Origin of the sequence: Marinobacter guineae (assembly GCF_002744735.1) — a bacterium.
GTDB classification, from domain to species: domain Bacteria; phylum Pseudomonadota; class Gammaproteobacteria; order Pseudomonadales; family Oleiphilaceae; genus Marinobacter; species Marinobacter guineae.
Map to the genome: position 1 here is coordinate 960,704 of NZ_KZ319339.1, position 24,331 is coordinate 985,034.

Here is a 24,331-nt window from a genome sequence, read left to right on the forward strand (position 1 = left end):
GTCTTGTAGGAGCTCTCAGCCCTGGCGCGCAGCCCATTCCGCCGGAGTAAATGCTTTCGGATGAAGTGCGTGAATTGAGCCTTCCATGATCTGCTGGAACAGCGCCTTGTTGATCAGCTGCTGGCGCTTGATGGTCGGCAGGCCTTCAAATACATCACCCACCACGACGACCATGTAATGGGTACCATCAACCTGTACCTGAACCTCACAGCCGGGCAGTGCTTCTTTGACCAGCTCGGTTACTTCGGTGGCATCCATAGAAAATCCTCGGGTGTTTTGAAATCAGGGGCGAGATTGTAACCAATTCCGAAGCGCGGGTCAGCTTTACTGTCCTGTAACCAGGGGGGGCGGAACCGGCGGGCTTGGTGGTCGGGTTCAGTGGGCAGGATGCACGGATTCCGGGCCGAAGCCGGCAAGCTGGTCTTGCAGGTTGCTCAGGGCGGCCAATGAGGCCAATCGGCCACTGACGCCCCGGAACGACAGGGAAATGCCCGCCTGGTGCGCCAGTCGCTGCCAGCAGAGCAACATGGACAGGACAACACTGTGGGCAGTGACGAGCCCGTCCAGATCCACAACGAGATTTCCGGACGCGGTCCCGATCAGCTCTTCGCCCTGCTTTCTCAGGGCCACGACAGTATCGGCACTCACTTCCCCGGTAACAACCAGAGCACCATCCGCCAGCTGAACCTGCGGCGCCCCGGAGGTCACGATTTGTCCACTTTTGATTCAAGATCCAGGGATTTGGCCGCATCACTCCAGCTGTCAATCACAACCTGAATCTGGCCCCGATTTTCTTCCATTTCCTGGCTGAAACGGTCCCGGAAGGCCAGACCAATGTTCACACCTTCAACAATGACGTTCTCCATCAACCAACGGCCATCGCCAGTCTTGTACATCGAATAGGTCACCGGATACCGGTTGCCGGACGCACTGATCACTTCCATCTGGACCGACGCCCGGCCGTCATTCTGTGGATTGATGGTGGCTTCCTTGACCTCTATCGCAAAGTCCTCGGCGTTCACCAGCGCCTGGGCGTAGCTGTCAAAGAGGCTGCGCTTGAACGCGACCACAAACTCATCCCGCTGTTCAGGGGTGGTCTGGCGGGCGTATCGACCCATCACTCGGGCTGCAATGCGCCGGAAATCCACGAAATCCGTCAGCGCCTGATCCATGCTCTCGTAGAACGCCTCGGGGTCCCTCTCGTAGAGGCCGCGTTCCTTATTGAGCTTGTCAACCAGTCGCTGGGTGTTCTCATCCACATAGTTGCGGAGATCCTCAGCCTCACCAGCCTGAACAGGCGCTACCAGAAACAGCGCCATTAAAAAGCCAAGGAAAATGTGGTGTTTCAGTGCAGACATCAGGGTCTCCTGTCGATTAATTCTCAGCCCGGCCCGAAGCAAAGTTACTGATCAGCCGCTCAAGGTTCATGGCCGACTGTGTGGAGTAGAAGGTATCACCGTCTTTTAGCGACTCCATATCGGCGCCGATTGATATATCAATGTACTGTTCTCCGAGCAGACCGGATGTACGTATAACTGCGGAACTGTCAGCAGGAATGTTATCGACGTCAGAGTGAATCGACATCTCAACCCGGGCCTGAAAGGTCTCTTTGTTAAGGGTGATGGATTCGATGGTCCCGACGGTGACGCCCGCCATGGATACACGACCCCGAGGCGTCAGCCCGCCGGAATCGTTGAAGTTGGCATATATGGTGTAGGTATTTTCAGCCGATTTGGCCGACAAACCGCTCACCTGCAGGGCCAGAACCAGCAGGGCTGCACAGCCTGCGATCATGAACAGGCCAACAATGATTTCAGTCGTTCTTTTCGCCATTTCCGGCTCCGGTATTATCTCGTTAATCGATGATTCAGAAATCGCCAAACATGACAGCGGTCAGTATAAAGTCCAGCCCCAGCACCGCCAGAGACGAGTACACCACGGTTTTGGTCGTCGCGGAGCTGATGCCCGCCGATGTCGGTACACAGTCGTACCCCTGGTAAACAGCTATCCAGGCGCAGACAAAGCCGAATACGACGCTTTTGATCATGCCATTGAGCACGTCGTCAACGAAATCCACCGACGACTGCATGTTGCCCCAGAATGAGCCTTCAAACACGCCCAGCCAGTCTACGCCCACCAGCATGCCGCCCCAGATACCGATAACGGAAAAAATGGCAGCAAGCACTGGCATGGAAATAAAGCCGGCCCACAACCGCGGCGCCACCACGCGGCGCAGCGGATCCACCCCCATCATTTCCAGGCTGGACAGCTGCTCGGTGGCCTTCATCAAACCGATTTCCGCCGTCAGAGCGGAGCCGGCGCGGCCCGCGAACAGCAGCGCAGTTACCACGGGGCCCAGTTCACGCACCAGGGTCAGGGCAATCATCTGGCCGATGGCGGCTTCGGAGCCATAATCACTGAGAATGGTGTAACCCTGCAGCGCCAGCACCATACCGATGAACAGGCCGGAAACCACAATAATTGGCAGCGACAGCACGCCAACCGCGTACAGCTGTTTCACCAGCAGCGGGAAGCCGGTTGCCGGCCGGGGCACGCCCGCCAGCACGCCGGCAAGAAAACGCCCCGAACGGCCAAACGACGAGACGACGTCCAGGCCAAGCCGGCCGAATGCAGCAATTCGGTCTATCAAGACACACCCCCGGAAAGCCCGAAATCCCTGGCGGCACCCTCCGCCGGATAATGGAAGGGCACTGGCCCGTCTGGCTGCCCCTGAAGAAACTGCTGGACCTGGCCGGAGGGGTGTTCGCGAAGCTGCTCCGGCGAGCCCTCACCAATGATCTTGCCATCGGCAATGATGCAGGCGTAATGGCAGATGCTGAGGGATTCCGGCACGTCGTGGGATACAAGCACGCTGGTAAGCCCCATGGAGCTGTTCAGATCCCGGATCAGTTTAACCAGAACGCCCATGGCGATGGGATCCTGACCGGCAAAGGGCTCGTCGTACATGATCAGTTCCGGATCCAGCGCAATGCTTCTCGCCAGGGCAACGCGCCGGGTCATACCCCCGGACAGCTCCGAAGGCATCAGATGCCGGGCACCACGCAGCCCGACTGCTTCCAGCTTCATCAGCACGACGTCCCGGATCATGTCCTCCGGAAGTTTGGTGTGCACGCGCAGGGGGAAGGCAACGTTCTCGAATACGCTCAGGTCGGTGAACAGCGCACCGCTCTGGAACAACATCCCCATTTTTTCCCGGAATGCGTAGAGGGCCTTGCGCTTGAGCTTGGGCACGTCATGGCCGTCTACTACCACGCTGCCGGAGTCGGGCCGGAGTTGACCGCCGATCAGTCGCAGGAGTGTGGTTTTACCGGTTCCGCTGGGGCCCATGATGGCGGTAATCTTGCCGCGAGGAATATCCAGGCTGACGCCGTCGAAAATACGGCGCCCGGAGCGGGAAAACACGACGTCCCTGAGCGATATGTAAGCCGATGAATCCATAGTCCTTACCTTTCAAAGAGGGGCTACATTATGCCAAGGAGCGCTTAAGCTCAATCCAAAGAGCCCAAAATGTACTGATAGCAATGATCAGTCTGACTGAACTTTCGGTAACCGGGCATCGTTTCCGGGTGAAAATGATATACTCCCCTCACCAATTCCAATGTCTTAACAGTTAGGCCCAAAGCCCGATGACCGAACAGACTCCGATCGATTTCCGAACGCCCGCCCTCCGTGCCATCCGCATCGAGCGTGATGCCATCGATGCCCTTGAGGGCCGTATCGACGATCACTTCACCCGGGCCTGCGAAGTCATTATGAAGTGCAAGGGCCGCGTGGTGGTTACCGGCATGGGCAAGTCCGGCCACATCGGGAACAAGATCGCCGCAACCCTGGCCAGCACCGGCACGCCCTCGTTTTTTGTTCATCCGGGCGAGGCCAGCCACGGCGACATGGGTATGATTACCCCCCAGGATGTGGTTATCGCCATTTCCAACAGTGGCAACACCAGCGAAGTGCTCACCATTCTGCCACTGATCAAACGCATGGGCGCCCCGTTGATCAGTATGACCGGCAATGCGAACTCCACTTTGGCACGGGAAGCCGTGGCCAATCTGGATGTCAGCGTCGAGGTGGAAGCCTGCCCCCTGGGTCTGGCACCAACATCGTCCACCACCGCAACCCTGGTGATGGGCGATGCTCTGGCGGTCGCCCTGCTTGAGGCCAGGGGTTTCAGCGCCGAAGACTTTGCCTTTTCCCACCCGGGTGGAAGCCTGGGCCGGCGGCTACTGCTGCGAGTCTCTGACATCATGCACACTGGTGACCGCATTCCGGTGGTCAGCGAGAGCACGCCCCTCAGCGGTGCCCTGCTGGAAATATCCCGCAAGGGCCTCGGCATGACCACTATCGTTGATGAACAGGGCGCGCTGGCAGGAATATTCACAGACGGCGACCTTCGCCGGACCCTGGACCGTTCAGTAGACATCCACAATACCCCGATTCATGAGGTGATGACCCGGCATGGAAAAACCATCCAGGCCGATCATCTGGCGGCAGAAGCTCTGAACGTGATGGAAGAAATGAAGATCAACGCCCTGCCAGTCACCGATGACAGCGGTGCACTGGTCGGCGCCATCAACATGCACGACCTGCTTCGAGCGGGAGTGATTTAATGGTCAGCCACCCCCTACAGAATGAATGGCCCGACTCCCTGCTGGCGAAAGCGGCGAAAATCCGGCTGATTGCCCTGGATGTCGACGGCATTATGAGCGACGGCAAGCTCTACTTCAGCGCCACCGGCGATGAGCTCAAGGCCTTCAACATCCTCGACGGCCTGGGCCTGAAACAGTTGATGGCTGCGGGTATAACCGTGGCGGTCATCACCGGGCGCAAGTCGCCGCTGACGGAAAAACGTATGAGGGACCTCGGTATCCCCCACCTGATGCAGGGGCGGGAAGACAAGAAAGTGGCCCTTCAGGAACTGGTGAGCGCCATGGGCATCGGCCCCGAAGCGATCGCCTACATGGGCGACGATCTCCCAGACCTGCCGGCCCTGACGTTTGCAGGCCTCGGAATCACCGTGCCCAATGGTTACTGGCTGGTCCGGCAGCATGCGGATTACTGTACCCGGGCCCAGGGAGGAAATGGTGCCGTCAGGGAGGCTTGCGACCTGCTGCTTGGCGCCCAGGGCAAGCTGGAATCAGCGCTGGCCCCTTACCTGGGGCCTGATCAGGAGGTTGACACATGAACTGGCTCCCGGATCGACCCTTGCTGCGGACACTTGCACTGGCGGGCACCACTGTCGCGGCGGTGTTCCTGCTCTGGCGAAGCGATGAGCCTACGGTTATCGACAGGCAGACCGCCGATCTGAGAGGCGATACCGAACCCGACGGATTCGTGATCAATGGCGATTACACCTCGTTCGATGAAGACGGCAACCTCAAGGTCAGCTTTACCAGCCCGCGGATCGAGCAGTTCGAGGAGAACAACCTGGCCACCATGGAATCGCCAAGGGCCGAACTCTACGGCGATACCGGCGGTGCGGACACCCTGCCCTGGATTGTGGAAGCCGAGAATGGCAGCCTCCTGCAAAATGAAAATCTGCTTTACCTGACCGGTAATGTCCGGATACTCCGAAGTATTGGCGGTCGGGACACCACCCTGACAACGTCAAGCCTGACCCTGGACAACGACCGGGGCATGGCGTACACGGATGCACCCGTAGAAATACGCGACGTTACAGGAATCACCCGCGCCACAGGCATGAAAGCGTGGATCGACGAGCGGATTCTGGAACTGAACTCCCAGGTGGAAGGACTCTATGAAACCGGAAACTAATCGATACCGGGGCCTGATGGCTGCCCTGATTACCATCGCCATGGCCGGTCCGGCAGCAGCTTTCGACCTTGATTCTGACATTCCCATCAAGGTGACCGCAGACACCGCCCGCCTCGACGATGGCCAGGGCATCGCCACCTACACCGGCGACGTAGAGCTTGAACAGGGCGAAACCCAGCTGAACGCGGAGCGTGTGGTTCTGTACCGTGACCAGAACGGCCTGAGCCGGATTGAAGCCGTTGGAAGCCCGGCCCGTTACCGCCAGCCCACCCGTCAGGGTGAAGGTGAAACCGACGCCAGGGCCCTGAATATAACCTGGTCGGCCACTGACCAGCGCCTGACCTTTGAAAGGGAAGCGGTCATCGAACAGAATGGCAACCTGTTCCGGGGCGATGTCATCCATTATGATACCGCCCGCCGGGTCGTGACTGCAGAAGGCGGCGCCGGTACCGGCGAAGGGTCCGGCCGGGTAGAAATGGTGATTCAGCCACGCAGCACCAACAGACAGGGTTCCGATGGCAGTTCTGAGAGCCAGTAATCTGGCAAAGAGTTATAAACAGAAAAAAGTGGTAATCGACGTTTCCCTGGAAATCCGCAGTGGGGAAATTGTTGGCCTGCTGGGCCCCAATGGCGCTGGTAAAACCACCTGCTTTTACATGATTGTGGGGCTGGTTCCTGCCGACCGGGGCCGGATTACCATCGACAGCCGCGACATCACGCATTTGCCCATGCACGGTCGGGCACGCCAGGGCATCGGCTACCTTCCCCAGGAAGCCTCGGTATTCCGTAAACTGACGGTACGAGACAACATCATGGCGATCCTGGAGACCCGTAAGGGGCTGGGTAAGGTAGAGCGGGAAAACAAGGTGGAAGAACTGCTCAAGGAATTCCACATTACCCACATCCGCGACAGTATGGGAATGGCCCTGTCCGGTGGCGAGCGCCGGCGTGTGGAAATTGCCAGGGCCCTGGCAATGGAGCCGGCCTTTATCCTCCTGGATGAGCCGTTCGCCGGTGTTGACCCCATTTCCGTAAGTGATATCAAACACATCATCCGGCATCTGCGGGACAAGGGTATCGGTGTGTTGATTACCGACCACAACGTGCGTGAGACCCTGGACATCTGCGAGAATGCCTACATCGTTTCCGGTGGCCACATCATCGCCTCCGGTAATGCCGAGGCCATTCTGGCCAATCAGCAGGTGAAGGAAGTGTACCTGGGCAATGAATTCAGGCTGTGACGCCTAATGGCCGATTGTTTTGATGATCTGTAGCAAGTAAACTCGGCAAAGAACTTGCTAGGGTAATACAGAACCAAGGCAAGTAACCGACATATAAAGATTTTTTCACTACCCACGACACCAATCGCTGATGAGTGACGGATCCTGAACCATGGTGATGAAAGCCTCCTTACAGTTAAAGCTGGGTCAAAGCCTGACCATGACGCCCCAGCTGCAACAGGCGATCCGGCTTCTACAGCTTTCCACTCTCGACCTTCAGCAGGAAATCCAGCAGGCACTGGAATCCAACCCCATGCTGGAAACGTCCGAGGATGATGATCAGTCGGAGACGGACACCGGAAATGACGAACGGGAGGCCAATGCCACCGAGTCCGCCGCTGAAACAGCTCCCGAACCTTCGCCCGACTGGGACGAAACCGAAAACGGCCCGGACTGGTCCTCGGAAAACGAAATCCCGGATAATATCCCGGACGATCTTCCGGTCGACACCGCCTGGGACGATATTTACCAGTCCGCACCGGCACCGGCAGCCCGTAACGACGACGAAAACGATCACGATTTCGAAACCCGGAACTCCCCCACCGAAACGCTTCAGGATCACCTGGAATGGCAACTGAACCTGACCCCCATGAGCGAACGGGACCAGGCCATTGCCCACGCACTCATGGACGCGGTGGATGAACGGGGCTATCTGACCAGCCCCCTGGAAGAGATCCATGCCGGGATGCAGGATGAAAACGACGAAGACCCCCTTGAACTGGACGAAGTGGAAGCGGTTCTTCACCGACTGCAGCATTTTGACCCTTCCGGCGTATTCGCCCGGGACCTGCAGGAATGCCTGCTGATCCAACTTAACCAGCTGCCGCCGGATACGCCCTGGCTGGCCCAGGCTCGCCTGGTCATCACCCATTACATCAATCTGCTGGGCAACCGGGACTACGCCCAGCTGTTGCGTCGCAGCCGTCTGAAAGAAGATCAGCTGCGGGACGTACTGGCCCTGATTACCGGCCTGAATCCCCGCCCCGGCGACGTGATTGACCGGGCCGAACCCGACTACGTGATTCCGGATGTGATCGTTCGCAAGCACAACGGCCGCTGGCGCGTTGAGCTGAATCCGGAAATTGCCCCGCGCATCCGCGTCAATGCCAGCTATGCTTCTTTTATAAGGCGTGCGGACAGCAGTGCCGACAACACCTACATGCGGGACCAGCTGCAGGAGGCGAAATGGTTTATCAAGAGCCTGCAGAGCCGCAACGAAACCCTGCTGAAAGTGGCGACCCGTATTGTCGAGCACCAGCAGGGGTTTCTGGATCAGGGTGAAGAAGCCATGAAACCGCTGATCCTCTCGGACATCGCCCAGGCGGTTGAGATGCATGAGTCCACGATTTCCCGGGTAACCACCCAGAAATACATGCACACCCCCCGGGGCATTTTCGAGCTGAAATATTTCTTCTCCAGCCATGTCAGCACTGACGAAGGCGGTGAATGTTCTTCCACGGCGATACGCGCGATGATCAAAAAGCTGATTGCCGCGGAAACACCGAAAAAGCCGTTGAGCGACAGTAAAATTGCAGCCATGCTAGGGGAACAGGGAATCAAGGTTGCGCGACGCACCGTTGCCAAGTACCGGGAGGCCATGCACATTCCGCCTTCGAACGAACGCAAGCGACTGGTCTGAACACCCCGAGGTCCGGGCGCAACGCAGTAATCGCCGGCGCACAAAGCGCCAGCACCCAGACCGGCTCCCGGGAGCCGGCACGATGACAACAGGAGACGCCTATGCAACTCAATATTTCAGGCCATCACGTAGAACTGACTCCCGCATTGAAGGATTATGTTTCAGAGAAGTTCCAGAAGCTCGAGCGTCACTTTGACCACATCAGCAACTGCCAGGTAACCCTGGAAGTGGAAAAGGTACGCCAGATTGCGGAAGCTACGCTGCACGTGGTTGGTGGTGAGATTCACGCAAAGGCAGAAAATGAGGATATGTACGCGGCTATTGATGCCCTGATCGACAAGCTGGACCGCCAGATTCTCAAGCACAAGGAAAAGAATGTAGACCGGATGCACGGAAACGGCGCTCGCTAACTGCCTGTTTTCATGCATGTCATCCAATCGAGCTGCGACACGGTTGACGTGTCGCAGCCTTTTTTTAACGGAAGTGCAGTCGATTCATGAGCGACACACCCCTGACCATAGACAACATTCTTGCACCGGAGCTCACCCTTTGCCGGGTGTCCGCCTCCAGCAAGAAGCGGGCTCTGGAGTTTATTGCCGAGCAGATAAACCACCAGGACAATACGCTCAGTGAAACCCAGATATTCAATAACCTGATCTCCAGGGAGCGTCTGGGCAGTACTGGTATTGGCCAGGGCATTGCCATCCCGCACTGCCGCCTGGAAGGCCTGGATCATGTGGTGGGCGTGCTGATGACGCTGGAAGAAAGCGTCGAGTTCGACGCCATCGACAATCAGCCCGTGGACCTGATCTTTGCCCTGGTCGTGCCCAAGGAGGCCACCAGCGAACACCTGGAACTGCTCAGCCAGCTGGCCGAAAAGTTCAATGAGCGGTCGTTCTGCGATCGCCTCCGGCAATGCGAGGACGCCAACACCCTGTACGAGCGCATGACCGCCTCAGGCGGATGATATTCACTGCAGTGGAGGTAACTTGGTCATGAAGCTGATTATCGTCAGTGGCAGGTCTGGATCGGGCAAGAGTACCGCACTTCATGTGCTGGAAGATCTCGGCTTCTATTGCATAGACAACCTCCCCATTGGCCTGCTCTTCCCCCTCACCCGGGAAGCCGCCAGCCAGACCAAGCCCGGCCGGCTCGGCAAGATGGCCGTGAGCATCGACGCCCGCAACCTGTCCGGTGAGCTGGCGAATTTCGAGGAGATCTACCGCCGCCTTCAGGAAACCGGAGTGACCGTTGAGATCATCTTCCTGGATGCCGACGAGCAGTCCCTGCTGCAGCGCTTCCATGCAACCCGCAGAAAGCACCCACTGAGCGATGACAAGACCTCGCTGCGGGAAGCCATCACCAGTGAAAAAAAGCTTCTCGAGCCGCTTTCCAAGCTCTCAGACCTTTATGTAAACACCACTGGCATGTCCATGTACGAACTCCGGGACATGGTGAAGCAGCGTGTTGTCGGCAGGAAGGACCAGGAACTGGCCCTGCTGTTCCAGTCGTTTGGTTTCAAGCACGGTGTACCGCTGGATTCAGACTTTGTCTTCGACGTTCGGTGCCTGCCCAACCCTTACTGGGATACCAGCCTTCGCAAGTATGTGGGCACCGACCAGCCGGTGATCGAATTCCTTGAAAAGGAGCCCGCGAGCCGGAAGATGATCGAAGATCTCAAGGCTTTCCTGGACACCTGGCTGCCCTCTTTCGCGGACAGTAACCGCAGCTACATGACCATTTCCATCGGCTGCACCGGAGGCCAGCACCGTTCGGTGTATGTGTGCGAGCAGCTGGGCGAGCACTTCCGGCAGCAGTACAACAATGTGCAGGTGCGCCACACCGAACTGCCACATTTGCAGACACGGGAAGAGATCTGATCAGCCCATGATTCGCCGCCCGATTACCATTATCAACAAACTGGGATTGCACGCCCGTGCCACCGCCAAGCTGGTTGCCACCGCCTCCGAATTCGACAGCAGCGTGAGAATTACCGGCAAGGGCCGGGACGTGGACGCAAAGAACATCATGCAGGTAATGATGCTGGCCGCCAGCAAAGGCACGGATGTTGAGCTCATTGCCGACGGGCCTGACGAGGATCAGGCCATTGATGCGCTGGTTGAACTTATTAATGATTATTTCGGAGAGGGCGAATAGCACTTCCCGTACGGCATTCACCTACAACTCTTTCTCACCGATTGCCCGTAACTCCGCTATAATACAGGCGTTTTCTGACGCCGGGTGATTCATGACCGATATTCTGGAAAAAAGCCAGGCCCGCCAGCGCCTTCGCTCCCTGAGCGAAGCGCTGGACAGCGGCGCACTGAAGCAGGTTGCCCGCATCCTGAACGGTGGCCTGAGCCCCAGTGATATTGCTCACCTGCTGGAATCGTCTCCGCCCAGGCAACGTGCCCTGCTGTGGAACCTGGTCGACAAGCAGCTGGAAGGGGAAGTCCTCCAGTACCTGAGCGATGATATTCGCGGTTATTTCCTGAGCCAGTTGAACGCCCAGGAACTGGCGGACATTATCGAGGATTTCGAGTCGGACGATCTGGCCGACTTGCTGCAGCAACTGCCGGACACGGTGATCCAGGAAGTTCTGGACACCATGGACGAGCAGGACCGACAACGTGTGGAAGAGGTCCTCTCCTACCCGGAGGACACCGCCGGCGGCCTGATGAACACGGACACCATCACGGTGCGCCCGGACATCAGTATCGACGTGGTACTGCGTTACCTTCGCCGGCACCGTACCTTGCCGCCGATGACCGACAGCCTGATTGTGGTCAGCCGGCGCGATGAATTCATCGGCATGCTGCCGATTACCAAAATGCTGGTGTCCAACCCTGCCTCGACCGTGCGGGAAGTGATGGACACCGACATCGAGCCGATTCCCGTTAGCCTCTCCGACACCAAGGTAGCGACACTGTTCGAGCGCTACGACCTGATCTCGGCGCCGGTGGTAAACGACGAAGGCCGATTGCTGGGCCGGATCACCATCGATGACGTGGTTGACGTTATCCGTGAGGATGCGGATCACTCGCTGATGAGCATGGCCGGTCTGGATGAAGACGAAGATACCTTTGCTCCGGTCTGGAAAACCACGCGCCGCCGGGCGGTATGGCTCGGGATCAACCTGCTTACCGCACTTACCGCATCTGCGGTGATCGGCATGTTCGAGGCCACCATCGCCAAAGTGGTCGCGCTTGCGGTGCTGATGCCGATTGTTGCCAGCATGGGCGGTATTGCCGGCAGCCAGACCCTGACCCTGGTTATCCGGGGCATGGCCGTCGGGCAGATCAGCGGCGCCAACGTTGGCTGGCTGCTGAACCGTGAATTTCTCTCCGGCATACTGAACGGCCTGCTCTGGGCGGCCGTGGTGGCAGGAGCAGCCATGCTCTGGTTCCAGGAGGTGCTGATCGGTTTGATCATCGCCGCCGCCCTGGTGATCAATCTGGTTGCCGCGGCACTGGTGGGTACGGTACTGCCGCTGTTTCTCAAATCACGCAATATCGATCCGGCCCTGGCTGGTAGCGTGATACTGACAACCGTGACGGATGTGGTTGGTTTTATGTCCTTTCTTGGCCTTGCGACCATTTTCTACGCGTAATCCGACAAATCGAACCGGGCAGAATTATGAGAGATCATCAAGACGACAACGACGCGCCGGAATACGACGGCCCGAGCAAATCCCAGGTCAAACGGGACATGCATGCATTGCAGGCTCTGGGCAAGCGGATGCTGGATCTGAGCAACGATCAGCTGGAAACCCTGCCGATCAGCGAGACCCTCAGAGCTGCCATCGAGGAATCGCGGCGTATCCGCCAGAATGAGGCCAAGCGCCGGCACTTGCAGTACATTGGCAAGATCATTCGCCAGGAAGACGACCCCGAGGCCCTGGAAAAGGCCATCGACGCCTTCGATGCCGGTAGCGAGGAACACACACGCCGGCACCACCTGGCGGAGCGCTGGCGCGACCGGATGATTGCCGAGGGCGATTCGGTAGTGGGGGAATTCTTCAGCTACTGCCCGGGTGCAGATATGCAACACCTGCGCAACCTGGCCAGGAATGCCCGAAAAGATGTCGAAAAACAGAAAAACACGGGCCAGGCCCGGAAACTGTTCCGCTATCTTCGGGAGTGCATCGACGACGCCGAGGCTATCGGTTAAGCCCGTCTTCAGCCTTTGAGACGACGATGCTCCCAGACCGGCATCCGGGTACGGAGGTTGGATAACTGGTCGGTATCCAGTTCCGCGGCGACAACTCCCGGGCCTTCACCAATTTCAGTCACTACCCGGCCCCAGGGATCGCAGATCAGGCTGTGGCCATAGGTCCGTCGCCGTTCACTGTTCCGGCCACCCTGCCCGGCTGCCACCACCCAGACCTGGTTTTCGATGGCCCGTGCCCGGATCAGAGGGTGCCAGTGGGCATCACCGGTTTGCCAGGTGAAGGCACTCGGCAGGCATACCCAGTCGGCCTCCCGCTCTCTCAGCGCCCTGAACAGCTCCGGAAACCGCAGGTCGTAGCAGATGGCGAGACCCAGCTTCCCAGCCGGCGTGTCCACGGTAACCACCTGTTCCCCCGGCTCAAAGGTGTCGGATTCCCGGTACTGGCCATGGGCGTCTTCAACCATGGCATCGAACAGGTGGATCTTGTCGTAACGGGCGACTTCTGTTCCCTGGTCATCAAACACCAGGCAGCTTGCCCGCACCCGACTTTCAATATCTGAACCATCCGGGCGCTGTGCCAGAGGCATCGAGCCGCCGACAATCCAGATACCAAGCTTCCGGGCCTGGTGCGCCAGAAAGGCCCGTATCACCGGGTCGGGACCGGCTTCCCTGCGGCCACAATCAACCATCTGGCTGGTTGCCAGAACCGCAAAATTTTCCGGCAGCACGGCAACCTCGGCCCCCTGTCCCGCGGCTTCGGCCAGCAATCGCTCCGCTTCGGCCAAATTGGCCTGAATATCATGGCTGCTTACCATCTGAATGGCTGCAACCCGACTGGAAATCCGTTCGCTCATGACTGCCTCCCCACATTGTTATTCAACGGTCGCTGTTATTCACCGTTATCGAATACCCGCTGCAAGTCCACTTCTGGCTCATCCCATGTGCCTGTAACGCTGTAGGTTGCGCTGGTCAGCTTGCTTAAAGGGTCGCCCAGGATCTTGTCCAGTACAAACAACGCGCCGCCGATGGGGGCACCCGCTCCCATCAGCAGTGCCGCCAGCGGCAGATTCTGGGTCAGGGGCAACACAACCACCAAACGCATATCCAGCTCCTCACTGGCCATATTCGTCGCTCCACTGAGTTTGAAAGCACCGGAGGGGCCCACCACCTGAAGTTCCGGATCCATCGTCAGCAGGCCATTGATGACCTGAGCCTTACCAGAAATTGCATCGAATGCCACGCCCCGCTCGTAAAGATCGGAGAAATCGAGCTTGAGTCGCCGCCACAAGGTGTCGGCGTTCAGCAAGTTGAAGACCCGGAATAGCTGCGCGGTGTTGCTACGCTCAAGAATCACCCCTTCATCCAGCCTCAGGCTGACCGAGCCATTGAGCTCCGCTACCGAGAATTCATCCGGCCTGCCCGGCCAGTCCAGGTCCAGCTCGATGTTGGTGGCCTTGTTGGTCACCGGCATCTCGGTGTCGAACAGCTCATTCAGGTCTGCCAGAGCACCACCGTTAATGGATCCCCAGAACCGGCTTGTCTCCCGCTCATCAACGATGCTCCAGGTCATGTTACCCATCAGAGTCAGGGAGTTGAGCTGCCCCTGTATATCATTGACGTTCAACCGGTAGGGTTCGGGGCGGAGCCGGAAAGCCCAGCGTCCCAAAGAATCAGTGTCCAGCTGGAGATCGGCGACGGTTACGTTAATGTCGGGCCAGTTGCCCATATCGAGAGCCCGGAACGCTTCGAGCTGTTCTTTCAGGGTGAGCAAATCCGCGGACTCCTTCGCAGCACCTTCGCTGCGCAGGAGCCGCAGGACCTCGAAATCCACCATCACGGTATCGCCATCGTCGGGGATCGCCACCCGCCCCTTCGCGCGTTTTGAGTTCGTTGTGACCACCCAGCGGTCGCCGAGATCCAGAGCATTGATGTCAATATCAGTCAATACCTGGCTCCCGAGATAAAGGTGGCCAAGGCGCAGATCAACTCCGGTCTCCTTCCACAACAGATCGAATGCCAGCCGGTTTTCCCATTCGCCGGTGATCCCCAGGCCTCCGGCAGCGGACGGATTAATGACTGCTCTCAGAGGCGCCACTTCGCCAGCAGGTTTTGCCAACGGCTCCGGCCAGTCAACGGCCAGGTCTTCGAGACTGGAGCGCACCCGGATGCCGGAGGTCGAGTCAGCCCCCACGTCCAGTTCGGCGGTGTAGGACACCCTTCCCTGGAGGCCAAAACCCGACTTCTCCGAAAGCCCCGCACGGGCAAAAACACCCGGCACCGGAAGTTCTCCGGACTGGCGGATGCTGAGAGCTTCCCCTGACCGGGCGCGACTGAACCCTATGGTGACCGGCTCACCGAAGAAGGTCGCCGCCAGTGGTCCGCCGGAAAAACCATCTTCGCTGTGGTAAGTCAGTTCGCCCTGGATGCCTTCCCAGGCCAAGCTCGCGGTGGGGTAAGCAATGGCACCGTCATCAACAGCAATGTTGGCCTCAACCACGGGGGGTTGCCCCGAGCCAAGTGGCAGATCAATTGCGAGTGCGACCTGATATTGACCCCCATACTGTAGTTTCCGTGCTTCAGCCCCCGCCAATTCACCCAGAGGGCTGTTGTCCATCCAGTAGCCAATCGACTCACCCGGCACCATCGCCGACACGTCCACTCTTACCTGGGCGCCCTCTGCTCCGGGTATCACCCTGACAGTGCCAGGGTTCAGACTCAGCCCCCCTGTCTCACCGGCTTCGAGCTGGACCAGCGTGTTGCCGTTGTGAACCTCCACCCGGCCCCGGGCGGAGCGAACCTCCGGCCAGTTTTCGTCATAGCGAACGATAGCCTGGTCGAACTGGTAGACCATGGAGGAAACGAAGGAGCCCTTCGGGGCATCGGAGCCTATCTGGCCGTGCCCGTAGTAGGTTCCGGAAGTGATATCCGCTTCGCGGATGGCCGTGGTCAGCCACTCGTACAATTCGGGACTGACAACTTTGGCCGGAACAAAATCCGCCAACATTGCTGCGGTGCCGTCTTTCAACGACACCCGGAGGCCCAGGTTGTCCTCGCCCTCTCGGTCCAGCTTCAGGTCAAACGCACCCTCGAGTTCCGTGTTCTCGTTATAGACCATCCGGACACCATCGGAAAATACCCGGGTAATGGCGCCGTCCAGCTGCCAGGCGACCTGGCCTTCAGCCACCGGAAATGTCCAGGCACTGCCATACAGTTGGGGAAAATCGAGGCGCACGGGAGTTTCCCCGGCCGCAATCTCCACATAGCCGTTATCTCTGTCCAGAAAGATCAAGCCGTTAACGGATGTCACCCCGGGTGCTCCGCCGTAGGCCCGGATACTGACATCCCTAAGCCGGCCCGAAAGCTCGAATTTCTCTGGTGACTCGTCAGGCAGGTACACTTCAAGCTGGTCAAGGAATCCGCCTGGGCGATAATTGCGCATTGCCCTCAAGGCCCGTTCCGGCAGGATCGGAAGCCTCGCGGCAAGGCGGCGGGTGGGCGCTAGCGGCAGCGCATCGGCAATCACTGACATACCGCCTTCCGAAGGCGCCAGACGCAGACTGAACGGGGACACCACGTCACCATCCCAGGTCCACTGGAGCTGCTTCAGATGCCACTCTCCGAGGGCAAGCGAATCCGGATCGCCAGGGCTTTTCTCGGTCATGACGTGCTCATGACGGCGCCAGCCAAACCGGGCCTGTATGTCCTCCAGCGGCGCCAGAGACTCCTGCCCGACACCAAGCTGGAGGTACGGTGTCCGAACCGTTCCGGTCACCTGTTGCAATAAGCCATCACGGAACGTCAGCCAGGCCTCACCGCCAAGATCAAACCCTTCCACCCGAAGCGTCCGCCACTGGTATTCGTCGATCAATCCGTCGAACAGCCGACCGGAGTCCACATCGAGATATAGCTGACCGGTAAAATCACCCCGAAAGAAGTGCTCTCCCACCAGGGCAAAGCTGGCCAGTTGCTGGGTCGTACCAGATTGCATGGCACGGCCGGAGGCATGGAACAATCCACGGCGATAGTCCAGATCCAGCTGGGGAATGTCCAGATGGCGACGATTGCCCTGACTGTCCCGGATACCAAGATCTACCCGGGTAATTTTCACATAGGGATCAGACAGCCAGTTGCCTGCAAGCTCCAGCCACTCACGCAGCTGGTTGCTGACCGGCTCAGGAATGTCCGCACCCCGCACCGCCACATCCCCGCTCTGCTCCTGGTTAACCGTGAGTTCCAGTCCGTCGGCCTCAAAGTCTTCGAAGACAATTCTCAATCGCCTCAGGGATGCGAGAAAATCAAACCGGATATTGAGGTACTGCAGGTTTGCCACGACAACACCCGTTTCAGCATTGCTGATCCGGATATCACGGGCAGAAAAAGAAGGATCAAGCCAGTACCAGCGTGAGGAGAGGCTGCCAATGCGGACGTCGTGCCCCAATCGGTCGGAAAGTTCGCGAGCCAGATCGTCGCGAAAGCTGTCTACGTTCTGGGTCAGTTGGCGACCCAGGCCGGCGTATAGGGCGAATAGCACCAGCACCACCAACAGGAACCACCAGATGAGGCTGGCAAGGCGTGCTGCCAGACGAACCGGAGGGCTCTCTGGCAGATTCTCCGGAAGCGGCGGCTCGTGATCGGTGGAGGACATTCGGGCACCTTACTCCCCAAGCCCGCAGATTACCCCGGGGTCAGAGCAAAACGACATCGTATTGCTCCTGGCTATAAAACGGCTCTACCTGGAAACGAATGGTTTTGCTGATAAACGTCTCCAGATCGGCCACGTTGTCCGATTCTTCGTCCAGCAGGCGGTCGACCACACTCTGTGATGCCATGACCAGGTAACTCTCGGCATCGTAGGCACGATTGACCCGGAGTATCTCCCGGAATACCTCGTAGCACACGGTCTCGCTGGTTTTCAGAAAGCCCCGGCCGTCACAGATCGGACAGGGCTCGCAAAGCACCTGGCCAAGACTCTCTGTAGTGCGCTTTCGGGTCATTTCCACCAGACCCAGTTCCGATACGCCAGTAATCTTGGTTTTGGCGTGATCCCGCTCCAGCATTTTTTCCAGCATGCGGTGCACCTGACGCTGGTGCTCGGGATCTTCCATGTCGATAAAATCGATAATGATGATGCCACCGAGATTTCGCAGGCGCAGCTGGCGGCTGATGGCCCGGGCGGCCTCGAGATTGGTCTTGAAGATGGTTTCTTCCAGATTCCTGTGACCCACAAACGCACCGGTATTGATATCAATGGTGGTCATGGCCTCGGTCTGATCGATGATCACGTAACCGCCGGACTTGAGCTGGACCTTCCGGCTCAGGGCTTTCTGGATCTCGTCTTCTACCGAGTAGAGATCGAATATGGGCCGTTCTCCCGGGTAGTATTCGACTTTGTCGGCAAATTCCGACACAAACTCATCAACAAACTGCATTACCCGCTGGTGGCTCTCGCGGCTGTCGATGCGGACCTTCTCGGTCTGGGGCCGGATCAGATCCCGGATGGTACGAATGAACAGGGGCAGATCCTGGTAGACCACAGCAGGTGCCTGAACGCGGGAAATCCGTTCGTGAATGGACTGACTCAACCGGTGCAGATAGATCATGTCGCCTATCAGATCTTCCGGTGAAGCCGCCTCGGCAGCGGTCCGGATGATGTAGCCACCCTGAACGTCCGGGTCCTCTGCAGAGGCTTCCTCGATCAGCGTTTTGAGGCGTGCGCGCTCGTTATCGTCCTCGATCCTCTGGGAAATACCCACATGACTGACCCCGGGCATGAATACCAGGTACCGGGAGGGTATGGAGAGCTGGGTTGTCAGCCTCGCGCCCTTGGTGCCAATCGGGTCTTTGGTGACCTGAACGACCAGGGACTGGCCCTCTCGAAGCAGGCTGCGAATGTCCGGGACGGTTTTAGGGGCATCGGCCGGTTCATCGCCATTGGACTGACTCGGAACCACATCGGAAGCATGAATAAACGCCGCCCGCTCCAGGCCAATATCGACGAACGCGGCTTCCATGCCCGGTAGTACCCGCACCACTTTACCCTTGTAGATGTTCCCGACAATGCCTTTCCTGCTGGTGCGCTCAATATAGGCTTCCTGCAGCATTCCGTTCTCAACCAGGGCCACGCGGGTTTCCACGGGTGTTACGTTGATCAGGATCTCTTCACTCATGATGTTTGGCTCTCCAGACTGCGCGGCCAGTTTTTCCAGACCGGGTAACCGGCATCCGCCAGTAATGCTGATGTTTCCTGCAGCGGCAAACCAACCACGGCACTGTAGCTACCCCGAAGCTCATTGACAAAAATACCACCAAGCCCCTGAATTCCATAACTTCCGGCCTTGTCCATTGGTTCACCGCTGGCAACATAGGCCTCGATTTCGCTAGCGGACAGCGCCCTGAACCGGACTTCGGTTACCACCAGCCTGGAATGGCACACGCCATCACACGCCAGTGCCACAGCGGTCATCACCTGATGGGTGGCACCAGAGAGCTGGACCAGAGTCGCTCTGGCCTCACCGGCACAAGAGGGTTTACCAAGAATGACGCCATCAAGGACGACGGAGGTATCGGAGCCCAGTACCTGGCATTCCGGAGATGTTTCTGCCACCGCCAGCGCCTTCTCCCTGGCCAGCCGCTCCACATAGTGTTCAGGCGTTTCGCCAGGCTCCGGCGTTTCATCGATATCCGCCGGACGGACAGAAAATCTCAGGCCGATTTGCTGCAACAGCTCTGCCCGTCGTGGCGAAGCCGAGGCAAGAATGAGTGACGACATGGCTAACCCAGTTTGCGGTTAATGTTGTCCAGCACAATGGAAAAGACCGGCCATACCAGGGCACTGGTCAGAGCCGGCCAGAGATAGCCGAACCCGGCATCCTCGCCACCAAGCAGCTGCTTCAGGAAATGCACCAGCATCTGGTTGATCCCGAGCAACAGGAACACCATCAGACACTGCTGGGGCATCGGATACATGCGAAGACGCTGGTGGATGGTAAGCACCAGGAAGGCGATCAATGCCATGGCCATGGCATTCACTCCGAGAGGAGTGGCCTCCAGAACGTCCAGCAGCAGCCCGAGACACCAGGCCAGCAGGACACCGAACTGCGCTGGCGCCCGGAACGTCCAGTAGAAAACGACCAGCCCCAGCCACTCGGGACGGAACTCGAACCAGCCAACGGGGAACAGGGAAATACTGAAAACCAGGGCGAAAATAGCGGACAGTACGAAAACCGGATAGCTGATTACCGACAGCATCAGTCCTGCCCTCCCTGCACGGCGTCTGCCTCAACGTTGGTGGCGGACTCGCCTTCAACGATCTCACCTTCGGTCGGTGACGATCCTTCAGGCGGAAACACCACCAGCACCAGACGGCTCTGGTTTAGCTGCGCTTTCGGCGCTGCCTCTATGGAGACAAACGGCTCACCCTGTTCCTTGGTAATGCGGCTTACTTCTGCCACCGGGTAGCCTCGGGGGAAGCGGCCACCGAGGCCGGAACTTACCAGAAGATCGCCTTCCCGGATGTCCGCCGTGTCTGGCACATGGACCAGATCAAGGGTATCGCTATCGCCGGTGCCCAGCATGATAGCCCGTAATCCGTTGCGGACCACTTCCACCGGAACGGCGTGGCTGCTGTCAGACACCAGCAGGACCCGAGACGTTAACTGACTGCTCTGCACCACCTGTCCCATCAGCCCGTGGGCATCCAGAATGGCCTGGCCTGGCACCACGCCATCGCGCCGACCTTTGTTGATGATGACTTCATGGGAGAACGGATCTGGAGAGACACCGACCACTTCGCCCACGATGACGCGGTCGTCCAGTACCTCGGAGGAGTTCATCAGGCGGCGCAGTTCGTTGTTTTCAGAAGCAAGGGCCGCGTACTTCAGAGCACGGCGCTCAAGGATCAGCAAACGGGCCCGAAGGTCTTCGTTCTCTTGCTGCAAGTCTTTTTTGTTTTCAAACAGCCCTGCCACCCAGTCAGTGAATTCGTAGGGTGCATTGCCGAGCCAGTATACCGGCGCCAGGCCTGTGGCAATGGTGCTGCGCACGGTTGAGAGCTTGTCGAAACGCGCATCGGCAACCACCAGGGCTGCCGATACGAGAAGAACAATGAGGAGTCTGAAACCGGGAACAGGCCCCTGAACGAAGATGGTTTTAATGTCGAGCCCTCCCCACAGGATTATCCCTCCTGGGAGAACATTCCGATGCCACCCCGGTCAATCACTTCCAGCGCCTTGCCGCCACCACGGGCGACGCAGGTCAGCGGGTCTTCAGCGATGATCACCGGCAGGCCGGTTTCTTCGCTGATCAGTTTGTCCAGTCCGCGCAACAATGCACCACCACCGGTCAGTACGATACCGCGTTCGGCGATGTCAGAGGCCAGTTCAGGCGGCGATTGTTCCAGCGCACTTTTCACGGTCTGGACGATCTGCGCCAGGGATTCCTGCAGTGCGTCAAGAATTTCTTCGCTGTTCAGGGTAAAGGCCCGGGGCACACCTTCTGCCAGGTTGCGGCCGCGAACGTCGATCTCGCGGATGTCGAGGCCTTCGTAGGCACAGCCGATTTCGTGCTTGATACGCTCGGCCGTGGAATCGCCAATGAGGCTGCCGTAGTTGCGACGAACGTAGGTGACGATGGCTTCGTCGAACTTGTCACCACCAACCCGGACCGACTCGGCATAGACAATGCCATTCAGGGAGATAATGGCGATTTCGGTGGTGCCACCGCCGATATCCACGATCATGGAACCGCTGGCTTCCTCCACAGGCAGGCCAGCACCGATGGCGGCCGCCATGGGCTCTTCGATCAGGAAGACTTCCCGGGCGCCTGCGCCCAGGGCGGATTCGCGAATGGCCTTGCGTTCCACTTGGGTGGATTTGCTGGGTACACAGACGAGTACCCGGGGGCTCGGGGTAATGAAGCTGTTTTCGTGCACTTTATGAATAAAGTGCTGAAGCATTTTTTCGGTGACGACGAAGTCTGCGATCACACCATCTTTCATGGGGCGGATGGCGGTGATGTTGCCCGGAGTACGACCCAGCATGCGCTTGGCTTCTGCGCCAACAGCGGCGACCATTTTCTGGGAACCGCTCGTACGGATGGCCACAACGGACGGCTCATTCAGAACGATTCCGCGCTCACGGACGTAAATAAGGGTGTTGGCGGTGCCCAGGTCGATGGACAGGTCGCTTGAGAATAAGCCTCGGAGTCTTTTTATCAACATTCGTGTAGTTTCAACCTGAGAGTTGCAGTCGCGTAGAAAAGATGCGGCAACTTTAGCAGTGAGCACCCCTGCAGGCAAGGCGCGAACGGGCCTCGCGCCTTACGGTTCACACATTTACCTTGTGGGCTGGGGCCTCCCGCGATTGTTCGAATCTGTTACCATACGTTCTTTATTTTTCGGCCTCGGTGTAGGGCCGCTCGGGGATTCCTTTTCAAAACACGCTACGAGCACCCGCAAGCGGGTCCAGACAGCAATCACAGATTGCAGTCGCGGCGCGGCACGCGAAGCTTCGCTTCTAAAGCGTTTGCTTCGCCCATGTGCGCTTGTTTCGGGCCGTCCATGGCCCTCAACAGTTTTGAAAAGGAATCCCCGAACGTCCCCGCAACTCAGAGTGGCCTTCTTTACGTAACAACGATTTATTAACGACATTTCATTTATCTGGGAGGCAATGCGTGACCATTTCCCGCAAGGACATTGAGAAAGTCGCTGTGCTCGCCCGCATTCGCGTGGATGACGAGCAGGTTTCGGCTCTGGAGAAGGATCTGGGCAATATCCTGGATTTGGTGGATCAGCTGGGTGCTGCCGATACCGACGCGGTTGAACCCATGGCCCATCCGCTGAATGCGGTTCAGCGCCTGCGCGCCGATGAGGTGACCGAGATCAATCAGCGGGACGCCTTCCAGGCGATTGCACCGTCCACCGAGAACGGGCTTTATCTCGTGCCCCGCGTTATTGAGTGAAGGACGTATCATGCATAACAAATCCGTAGCAGAGCTTTCCCGGGAACTGGAGAGTGGCCAGGTTTCCAGTGTGGAGCTGACTCAGCAATTCCTTGACCGCATCAAGCGGGAAGACGGCAAGTACAACAGTTTTATTACCGTGACCGAAGAACAGGCGCTGGCCGATGCACAGGCGGCAGATGCGCAGCGGGCGGCGGGGAATGTCACGCCCTGGACGGGTATTCCGTTCGCTCACAAGGATATTTTCTGTACCAATGGGGTGCGCACCACCTGTGGTTCGAAGATGCTGGAGAATTTTGTTCCGCCTTACGACGCAACGGTAACGGCGAATTTCCGTCAGGCCGGGGCGGTTTGCCTTGGCAAGACCAACATGGATGAGTTCGCCATGGGGTCGTCCACTGAATCCAGCTATTTTGGGGCCACCACCAACCCCTGGGGTCTGGGCCAGGGTGAGAAACGGGTGCCGGGAGGTTCTTCCGGTGGTTCTGCAGCAGCAGTGGCAGCCCGGCTGGTGCCGGCAGCTACGGCAACGGACACCGGTGGCTCAATTCGCCAGCCGGCGGCGCTTTGTGGCGTAACCGGGCTGAAGCCGACTTACGGCCGGGTGTCGCGATACGGGATGATTGCCTTTGCCTCCAGCCTCGATCAGGGCGGCACTATGGCCCGCACCGCAGAAGACAACGCGCTGATGCTGAACGTGATGGCCGGGTTCGATCCGAAGGACTCTACCTCGCTTGATCGTGAAGTTCCGGATTACACCGTCACTCTGAACGAGCCGTTAAAAGGTCTGAAGATCGGTTTGCCAAAGGAGTACTTCAGTGACCAGCTCAGCCCGGCAATGGAGCAACAGGTTCGCAATGCGGTGAGGGAATACGAGAAGCTGGGTGCCACGGTCAAAGAGGTGTCCCTGCCCAACGCCAAGCTGGCGATTGCAGCCTATTACGTGATTGCGCCGGCGGAGGCGTCTGCCAACCTGTCCCGCTTTGACGGGGTGCGTTACGGCTACCGTTGCGAGGATCCGAAGGATCTGATGGATCTGTACACCCGAACCCGCGCCGAAGGCTTTGGCACCGAGGTGAAGCGCCGGATTCTGGTGGGCACCTACGCGCTGTCTGCCGGCTATTTCGATGCCTACTACCTCAAGGCCCAGAAAGTTCGCCGCCTGATCCAGCAGGATTTCATCAACGCCTTCGAGGAAGTGGACGTGCTGATGAGCCCGACCACGCCCTCGCCTGCCTTTATCCAGGGCGAGAAGACCAGCGACCCGGTGACCATGTACCTGGAAGACGTATTCACCATCGCCATCAACCTGGCGGGCATTCCTGCCATGTCAGTGCCGGCGGGCTTTGTGGATGGTCTTCCGGTGGGTCTGCAAATTATCGGAGATTATTTCTCCGAAGCCCGTTTGCTGAACGCCGCCCATCAATTCCAGCAGGTGACCGACTGGCACCAGCGTGAACCGCAATAAGTCCGGGACAGGCCCCTTACAGGA

The 24,331-nt window shown here is 58.4% G+C and carries 27 protein-coding genes; 14 read left to right on the forward strand and 13 right to left on the reverse strand.

Annotated elements, in window-relative coordinates; translation table 11 throughout:
- Positions 1-15 precede the first annotated feature (15 nt).
- The 6 genes from CLH62_RS04350 to CLH62_RS04375 form a co-directional block, all read right to left on the reverse strand.
- Positions 16-258, reverse strand: a complete 243-nt coding sequence (locus tag CLH62_RS04350) for a BolA family protein (RefSeq protein WP_099616898.1) — start codon at positions 256-258, stop codon at positions 16-18.
- A 117-nt stretch (positions 259-375) separates the two neighbouring features.
- Entirely contained in the window at positions 376-708 is a 333-nt protein-coding gene (locus CLH62_RS04355) for an STAS domain-containing protein (protein WP_099616899.1), read from the reverse strand.
- The gene (locus CLH62_RS04360; protein ID WP_099616900.1) at positions 705-1,358 is read right to left on the reverse strand and encodes an MlaC/ttg2D family ABC transporter substrate-binding protein; all 654 of its coding nucleotides are present in this window, start codon (positions 1,356-1,358) and stop codon (positions 705-707) included. Before CLH62_RS04360 ends, CLH62_RS04355 begins: the two co-directional genes overlap by 4 nt.
- A 16-nt stretch (positions 1,359-1,374) precedes the next feature.
- Positions 1,375-1,833 (reverse strand): outer membrane lipid asymmetry maintenance protein MlaD, encoded by a 459-nt coding sequence (mlaD, locus tag CLH62_RS04365; protein ID WP_099616901.1) that lies wholly within the window; start codon positions 1,831-1,833, stop codon positions 1,375-1,377.
- 34 nt (positions 1,834-1,867) lie between these two features.
- Positions 1,868-2,650, reverse strand: a complete 783-nt coding sequence (mlaE, locus tag CLH62_RS04370) for a lipid asymmetry maintenance ABC transporter permease subunit MlaE (protein ID WP_099616902.1) — start codon at positions 2,648-2,650, stop codon at positions 1,868-1,870.
- Positions 2,647-3,459, reverse strand: coding sequence for an ATP-binding cassette domain-containing protein (locus CLH62_RS04375; RefSeq protein WP_099616903.1), 813 nt, complete (start codon positions 3,457-3,459; stop codon positions 2,647-2,649). Before CLH62_RS04375 ends, mlaE begins: the two co-directional genes overlap by 4 nt.
- Positions 3,460-3,647: 188 nt before the next feature.
- On the opposite strand from CLH62_RS04375, the gene CLH62_RS04380 reads away from it, so the two are divergent.
- The 12 genes from CLH62_RS04380 (at position 3,648) to yjgA (ending at position 12,882) form a co-directional block, all read left to right on the forward strand.
- On the forward strand, positions 3,648-4,628 hold the full coding sequence (locus CLH62_RS04380; RefSeq protein ID WP_099616904.1) for a KpsF/GutQ family sugar-phosphate isomerase: 981 nt from the start codon (positions 3,648-3,650) through the stop codon (positions 4,626-4,628).
- A complete protein-coding gene (locus CLH62_RS04385; RefSeq protein WP_099616905.1) occupies positions 4,628-5,203 on the forward strand; it encodes a KdsC family phosphatase in 576 nt (191 codons plus the stop codon). Before CLH62_RS04380 ends, CLH62_RS04385 begins: the two co-directional genes overlap by 1 nt.
- Complete coding sequence (gene lptC, locus CLH62_RS04390) at positions 5,200-5,793, forward strand: LPS export ABC transporter periplasmic protein LptC (RefSeq protein ID WP_099616906.1); 594 nt, start codon at positions 5,200-5,202, stop codon at positions 5,791-5,793. The genes CLH62_RS04385 and lptC overlap by 4 nt, the downstream gene beginning before the upstream one ends.
- Positions 5,777-6,331 (forward strand): lipopolysaccharide transport periplasmic protein LptA, encoded by a 555-nt coding sequence (gene lptA / locus CLH62_RS04395; RefSeq protein ID WP_099616907.1) that lies wholly within the window; start codon positions 5,777-5,779, stop codon positions 6,329-6,331. The genes lptC and lptA overlap by 17 nt, the downstream gene beginning before the upstream one ends.
- Positions 6,309-7,034 (forward strand): LPS export ABC transporter ATP-binding protein, encoded by a 726-nt coding sequence (gene lptB / locus CLH62_RS04400; RefSeq protein WP_099616908.1) that lies wholly within the window; start codon positions 6,309-6,311, stop codon positions 7,032-7,034. Before lptA ends, lptB begins: the two co-directional genes overlap by 23 nt.
- 157 nt (positions 7,035-7,191) lie before the next feature.
- The gene (locus CLH62_RS04405; protein ID WP_099617621.1) at positions 7,192-8,712 is read left to right on the forward strand and encodes an RNA polymerase factor sigma-54; all 1,521 of its coding nucleotides are present in this window, start codon (positions 7,192-7,194) and stop codon (positions 8,710-8,712) included.
- Between the two features lie 101 nt (positions 8,713-8,813).
- Positions 8,814-9,122: a ribosome hibernation promoting factor gene (gene hpf / locus CLH62_RS04410; protein ID WP_099616909.1), complete on the forward strand. Its 309-nt coding sequence runs from the start codon at positions 8,814-8,816 to the stop codon at positions 9,120-9,122.
- A gap of 86 nt (positions 9,123-9,208) precedes the next feature.
- Positions 9,209-9,679 (forward strand): PTS IIA-like nitrogen regulatory protein PtsN, encoded by a 471-nt coding sequence (gene ptsN, locus CLH62_RS04415; protein WP_099616910.1) that lies wholly within the window; start codon positions 9,209-9,211, stop codon positions 9,677-9,679.
- Positions 9,680-9,707: 28 nt separating this feature from the next.
- The gene (gene rapZ / locus CLH62_RS04420) at positions 9,708-10,592 is read left to right on the forward strand and encodes an RNase adapter RapZ (RefSeq protein ID WP_099616911.1); all 885 of its coding nucleotides are present in this window, start codon (positions 9,708-9,710) and stop codon (positions 10,590-10,592) included.
- A gap of 7 nt (positions 10,593-10,599) precedes the next feature.
- A complete protein-coding gene (locus tag CLH62_RS04425) occupies positions 10,600-10,869 on the forward strand; it encodes an HPr family phosphocarrier protein (RefSeq protein WP_099616912.1) in 270 nt (89 codons plus the stop codon).
- 91 nt (positions 10,870-10,960) lie between these two features.
- The gene (gene mgtE / locus CLH62_RS04430) at positions 10,961-12,322 is read left to right on the forward strand and encodes a magnesium transporter (RefSeq protein WP_099616913.1); all 1,362 of its coding nucleotides are present in this window, start codon (positions 10,961-10,963) and stop codon (positions 12,320-12,322) included.
- 26 nt (positions 12,323-12,348) lie between these two features.
- Positions 12,349-12,882 (forward strand): ribosome biogenesis factor YjgA, encoded by a 534-nt coding sequence (yjgA, locus tag CLH62_RS04435; RefSeq protein ID WP_099616914.1) that lies wholly within the window; start codon positions 12,349-12,351, stop codon positions 12,880-12,882.
- An 8-nt stretch (positions 12,883-12,890) separates the two neighbouring features.
- On the opposite strand, the gene CLH62_RS04440 is transcribed toward yjgA, so the two are convergent.
- The 7 genes from CLH62_RS04440 to CLH62_RS04470 all read right to left on the reverse strand — a co-directional run bounded on the left by CLH62_RS04440 (position 12,891) and on the right by CLH62_RS04470 (position 22,096).
- Complete coding sequence (locus tag CLH62_RS04440; protein WP_099616915.1) at positions 12,891-13,736, reverse strand: carbon-nitrogen hydrolase family protein; 846 nt, start codon at positions 13,734-13,736, stop codon at positions 12,891-12,893.
- A gap of 35 nt (positions 13,737-13,771) precedes the next feature.
- Positions 13,772-17,527: a YhdP family phospholipid transporter gene (locus tag CLH62_RS04445; protein ID WP_099616916.1), complete on the reverse strand. Its 3,756-nt coding sequence runs from the start codon at positions 17,525-17,527 to the stop codon at positions 13,772-13,774.
- A 40-nt stretch (positions 17,528-17,567) separates the two neighbouring features.
- Positions 17,568-19,049, reverse strand: a complete 1,482-nt coding sequence (rng, locus tag CLH62_RS04450) for a ribonuclease G (protein WP_099616917.1) — start codon at positions 19,047-19,049, stop codon at positions 17,568-17,570.
- Complete coding sequence (locus tag CLH62_RS04455) at positions 19,046-19,651, reverse strand: Maf family protein (RefSeq protein ID WP_099616918.1); 606 nt, start codon at positions 19,649-19,651, stop codon at positions 19,046-19,048. Before CLH62_RS04455 ends, rng begins: the two co-directional genes overlap by 4 nt.
- A gap of 2 nt (positions 19,652-19,653) precedes the next feature.
- On the reverse strand, positions 19,654-20,130 hold the full coding sequence (gene mreD / locus CLH62_RS04460) for a rod shape-determining protein MreD (RefSeq protein ID WP_099616919.1): 477 nt from the start codon (positions 20,128-20,130) through the stop codon (positions 19,654-19,656).
- Positions 20,130-20,963 (reverse strand): rod shape-determining protein MreC, encoded by an 834-nt coding sequence (gene mreC / locus CLH62_RS04465; protein ID WP_407657772.1) that lies wholly within the window; start codon positions 20,961-20,963, stop codon positions 20,130-20,132. The genes mreD and mreC overlap by 1 nt, the downstream gene beginning before the upstream one ends.
- 92 nt (positions 20,964-21,055) lie before the next feature.
- Positions 21,056-22,096: a rod shape-determining protein gene (locus CLH62_RS04470; RefSeq protein WP_048497043.1), complete on the reverse strand. Its 1,041-nt coding sequence runs from the start codon at positions 22,094-22,096 to the stop codon at positions 21,056-21,058.
- A 455-nt stretch (positions 22,097-22,551) separates the two neighbouring features.
- On the opposite strand from CLH62_RS04470, the gene gatC reads away from it, so the two are divergent.
- Positions 22,552-22,839 carry an Asp-tRNA(Asn)/Glu-tRNA(Gln) amidotransferase subunit GatC gene (gene gatC, locus CLH62_RS04475; RefSeq protein ID WP_099616921.1) on the forward strand — a complete coding sequence of 96 codons (288 nt, stop codon included), beginning with the start codon at positions 22,552-22,554 and terminating at the stop codon, positions 22,837-22,839.
- Between the two features lie 10 nt (positions 22,840-22,849).
- Positions 22,850-24,307 carry an Asp-tRNA(Asn)/Glu-tRNA(Gln) amidotransferase subunit GatA gene (gene gatA / locus CLH62_RS04480; protein WP_099616922.1) on the forward strand — a complete coding sequence of 486 codons (1,458 nt, stop codon included), beginning with the start codon at positions 22,850-22,852 and terminating at the stop codon, positions 24,305-24,307.
- The last annotated feature ends 24 nt before the right edge of the window (positions 24,308-24,331 follow it).

Bases quoted from the DNA above. Each gene is read 5' to 3' on its own strand.
- CLH62_RS04405 (WP_099617621.1), top strand. From the start codon at position 7,192: ATGAAAGCCTCCTTACAGTTAAAGCTGGGTCAAAGCCTGACCATGACG.
- lptB (WP_099616908.1), top strand. From the start codon at position 6,309: ATGGCAGTTCTGAGAGCCAGTAATCTGGCAAAGAGTTATAAACAGAAA.
- CLH62_RS04350 (WP_099616898.1), bottom strand. From the start codon at position 258: ATGGATGCCACCGAAGTAACCGAGCTGGTCAAAGAAGCACTGCCCGGC.
- hpf (WP_099616909.1), top strand. From the start codon at position 8,814: ATGCAACTCAATATTTCAGGCCATCACGTAGAACTGACTCCCGCATTG.
- CLH62_RS04425 (WP_099616912.1), top strand. From the start codon at position 10,600: ATGATTCGCCGCCCGATTACCATTATCAACAAACTGGGATTGCACGCC.
- rng (WP_099616917.1), bottom strand. From the start codon at position 19,049: ATGAGTGAAGAGATCCTGATCAACGTAACACCCGTGGAAACCCGCGTG.
- gatA (WP_099616922.1), top strand. From the start codon at position 22,850: ATGCATAACAAATCCGTAGCAGAGCTTTCCCGGGAACTGGAGAGTGGC.
- CLH62_RS04375 (WP_099616903.1), bottom strand. From the start codon at position 3,459: ATGGATTCATCGGCTTACATATCGCTCAGGGACGTCGTGTTTTCCCGC.
- ptsN (WP_099616910.1), top strand. From the start codon at position 9,209: ATGAGCGACACACCCCTGACCATAGACAACATTCTTGCACCGGAGCTC.
- lptC (WP_099616906.1), top strand. From the start codon at position 5,200: ATGAACTGGCTCCCGGATCGACCCTTGCTGCGGACACTTGCACTGGCG.
- mgtE (WP_099616913.1), top strand. From the start codon at position 10,961: ATGACCGATATTCTGGAAAAAAGCCAGGCCCGCCAGCGCCTTCGCTCC.
- CLH62_RS04385 (WP_099616905.1), top strand. From the start codon at position 4,628: ATGGTCAGCCACCCCCTACAGAATGAATGGCCCGACTCCCTGCTGGCG.
- rapZ (WP_099616911.1), top strand. From the start codon at position 9,708: ATGAAGCTGATTATCGTCAGTGGCAGGTCTGGATCGGGCAAGAGTACC.
- yjgA (WP_099616914.1), top strand. From the start codon at position 12,349: ATGAGAGATCATCAAGACGACAACGACGCGCCGGAATACGACGGCCCG.
- CLH62_RS04455 (WP_099616918.1), bottom strand. From the start codon at position 19,651: ATGTCGTCACTCATTCTTGCCTCGGCTTCGCCACGACGGGCAGAGCTG.
- lptA (WP_099616907.1), top strand. From the start codon at position 5,777: ATGAAACCGGAAACTAATCGATACCGGGGCCTGATGGCTGCCCTGATT.
- CLH62_RS04360 (WP_099616900.1), bottom strand. From the start codon at position 1,358: ATGTCTGCACTGAAACACCACATTTTCCTTGGCTTTTTAATGGCGCTG.
- CLH62_RS04380 (WP_099616904.1), top strand. From the start codon at position 3,648: ATGACCGAACAGACTCCGATCGATTTCCGAACGCCCGCCCTCCGTGCC.
- mlaD (WP_099616901.1), bottom strand. From the start codon at position 1,833: ATGGCGAAAAGAACGACTGAAATCATTGTTGGCCTGTTCATGATCGCA.
- CLH62_RS04445 (WP_099616916.1), bottom strand. From the start codon at position 17,527: ATGTCCTCCACCGATCACGAGCCGCCGCTTCCGGAGAATCTGCCAGAG.
- CLH62_RS04440 (WP_099616915.1), bottom strand. From the start codon at position 13,736: ATGAGCGAACGGATTTCCAGTCGGGTTGCAGCCATTCAGATGGTAAGC.
- mreD (WP_099616919.1), bottom strand. From the start codon at position 20,130: ATGCTGTCGGTAATCAGCTATCCGGTTTTCGTACTGTCCGCTATTTTC.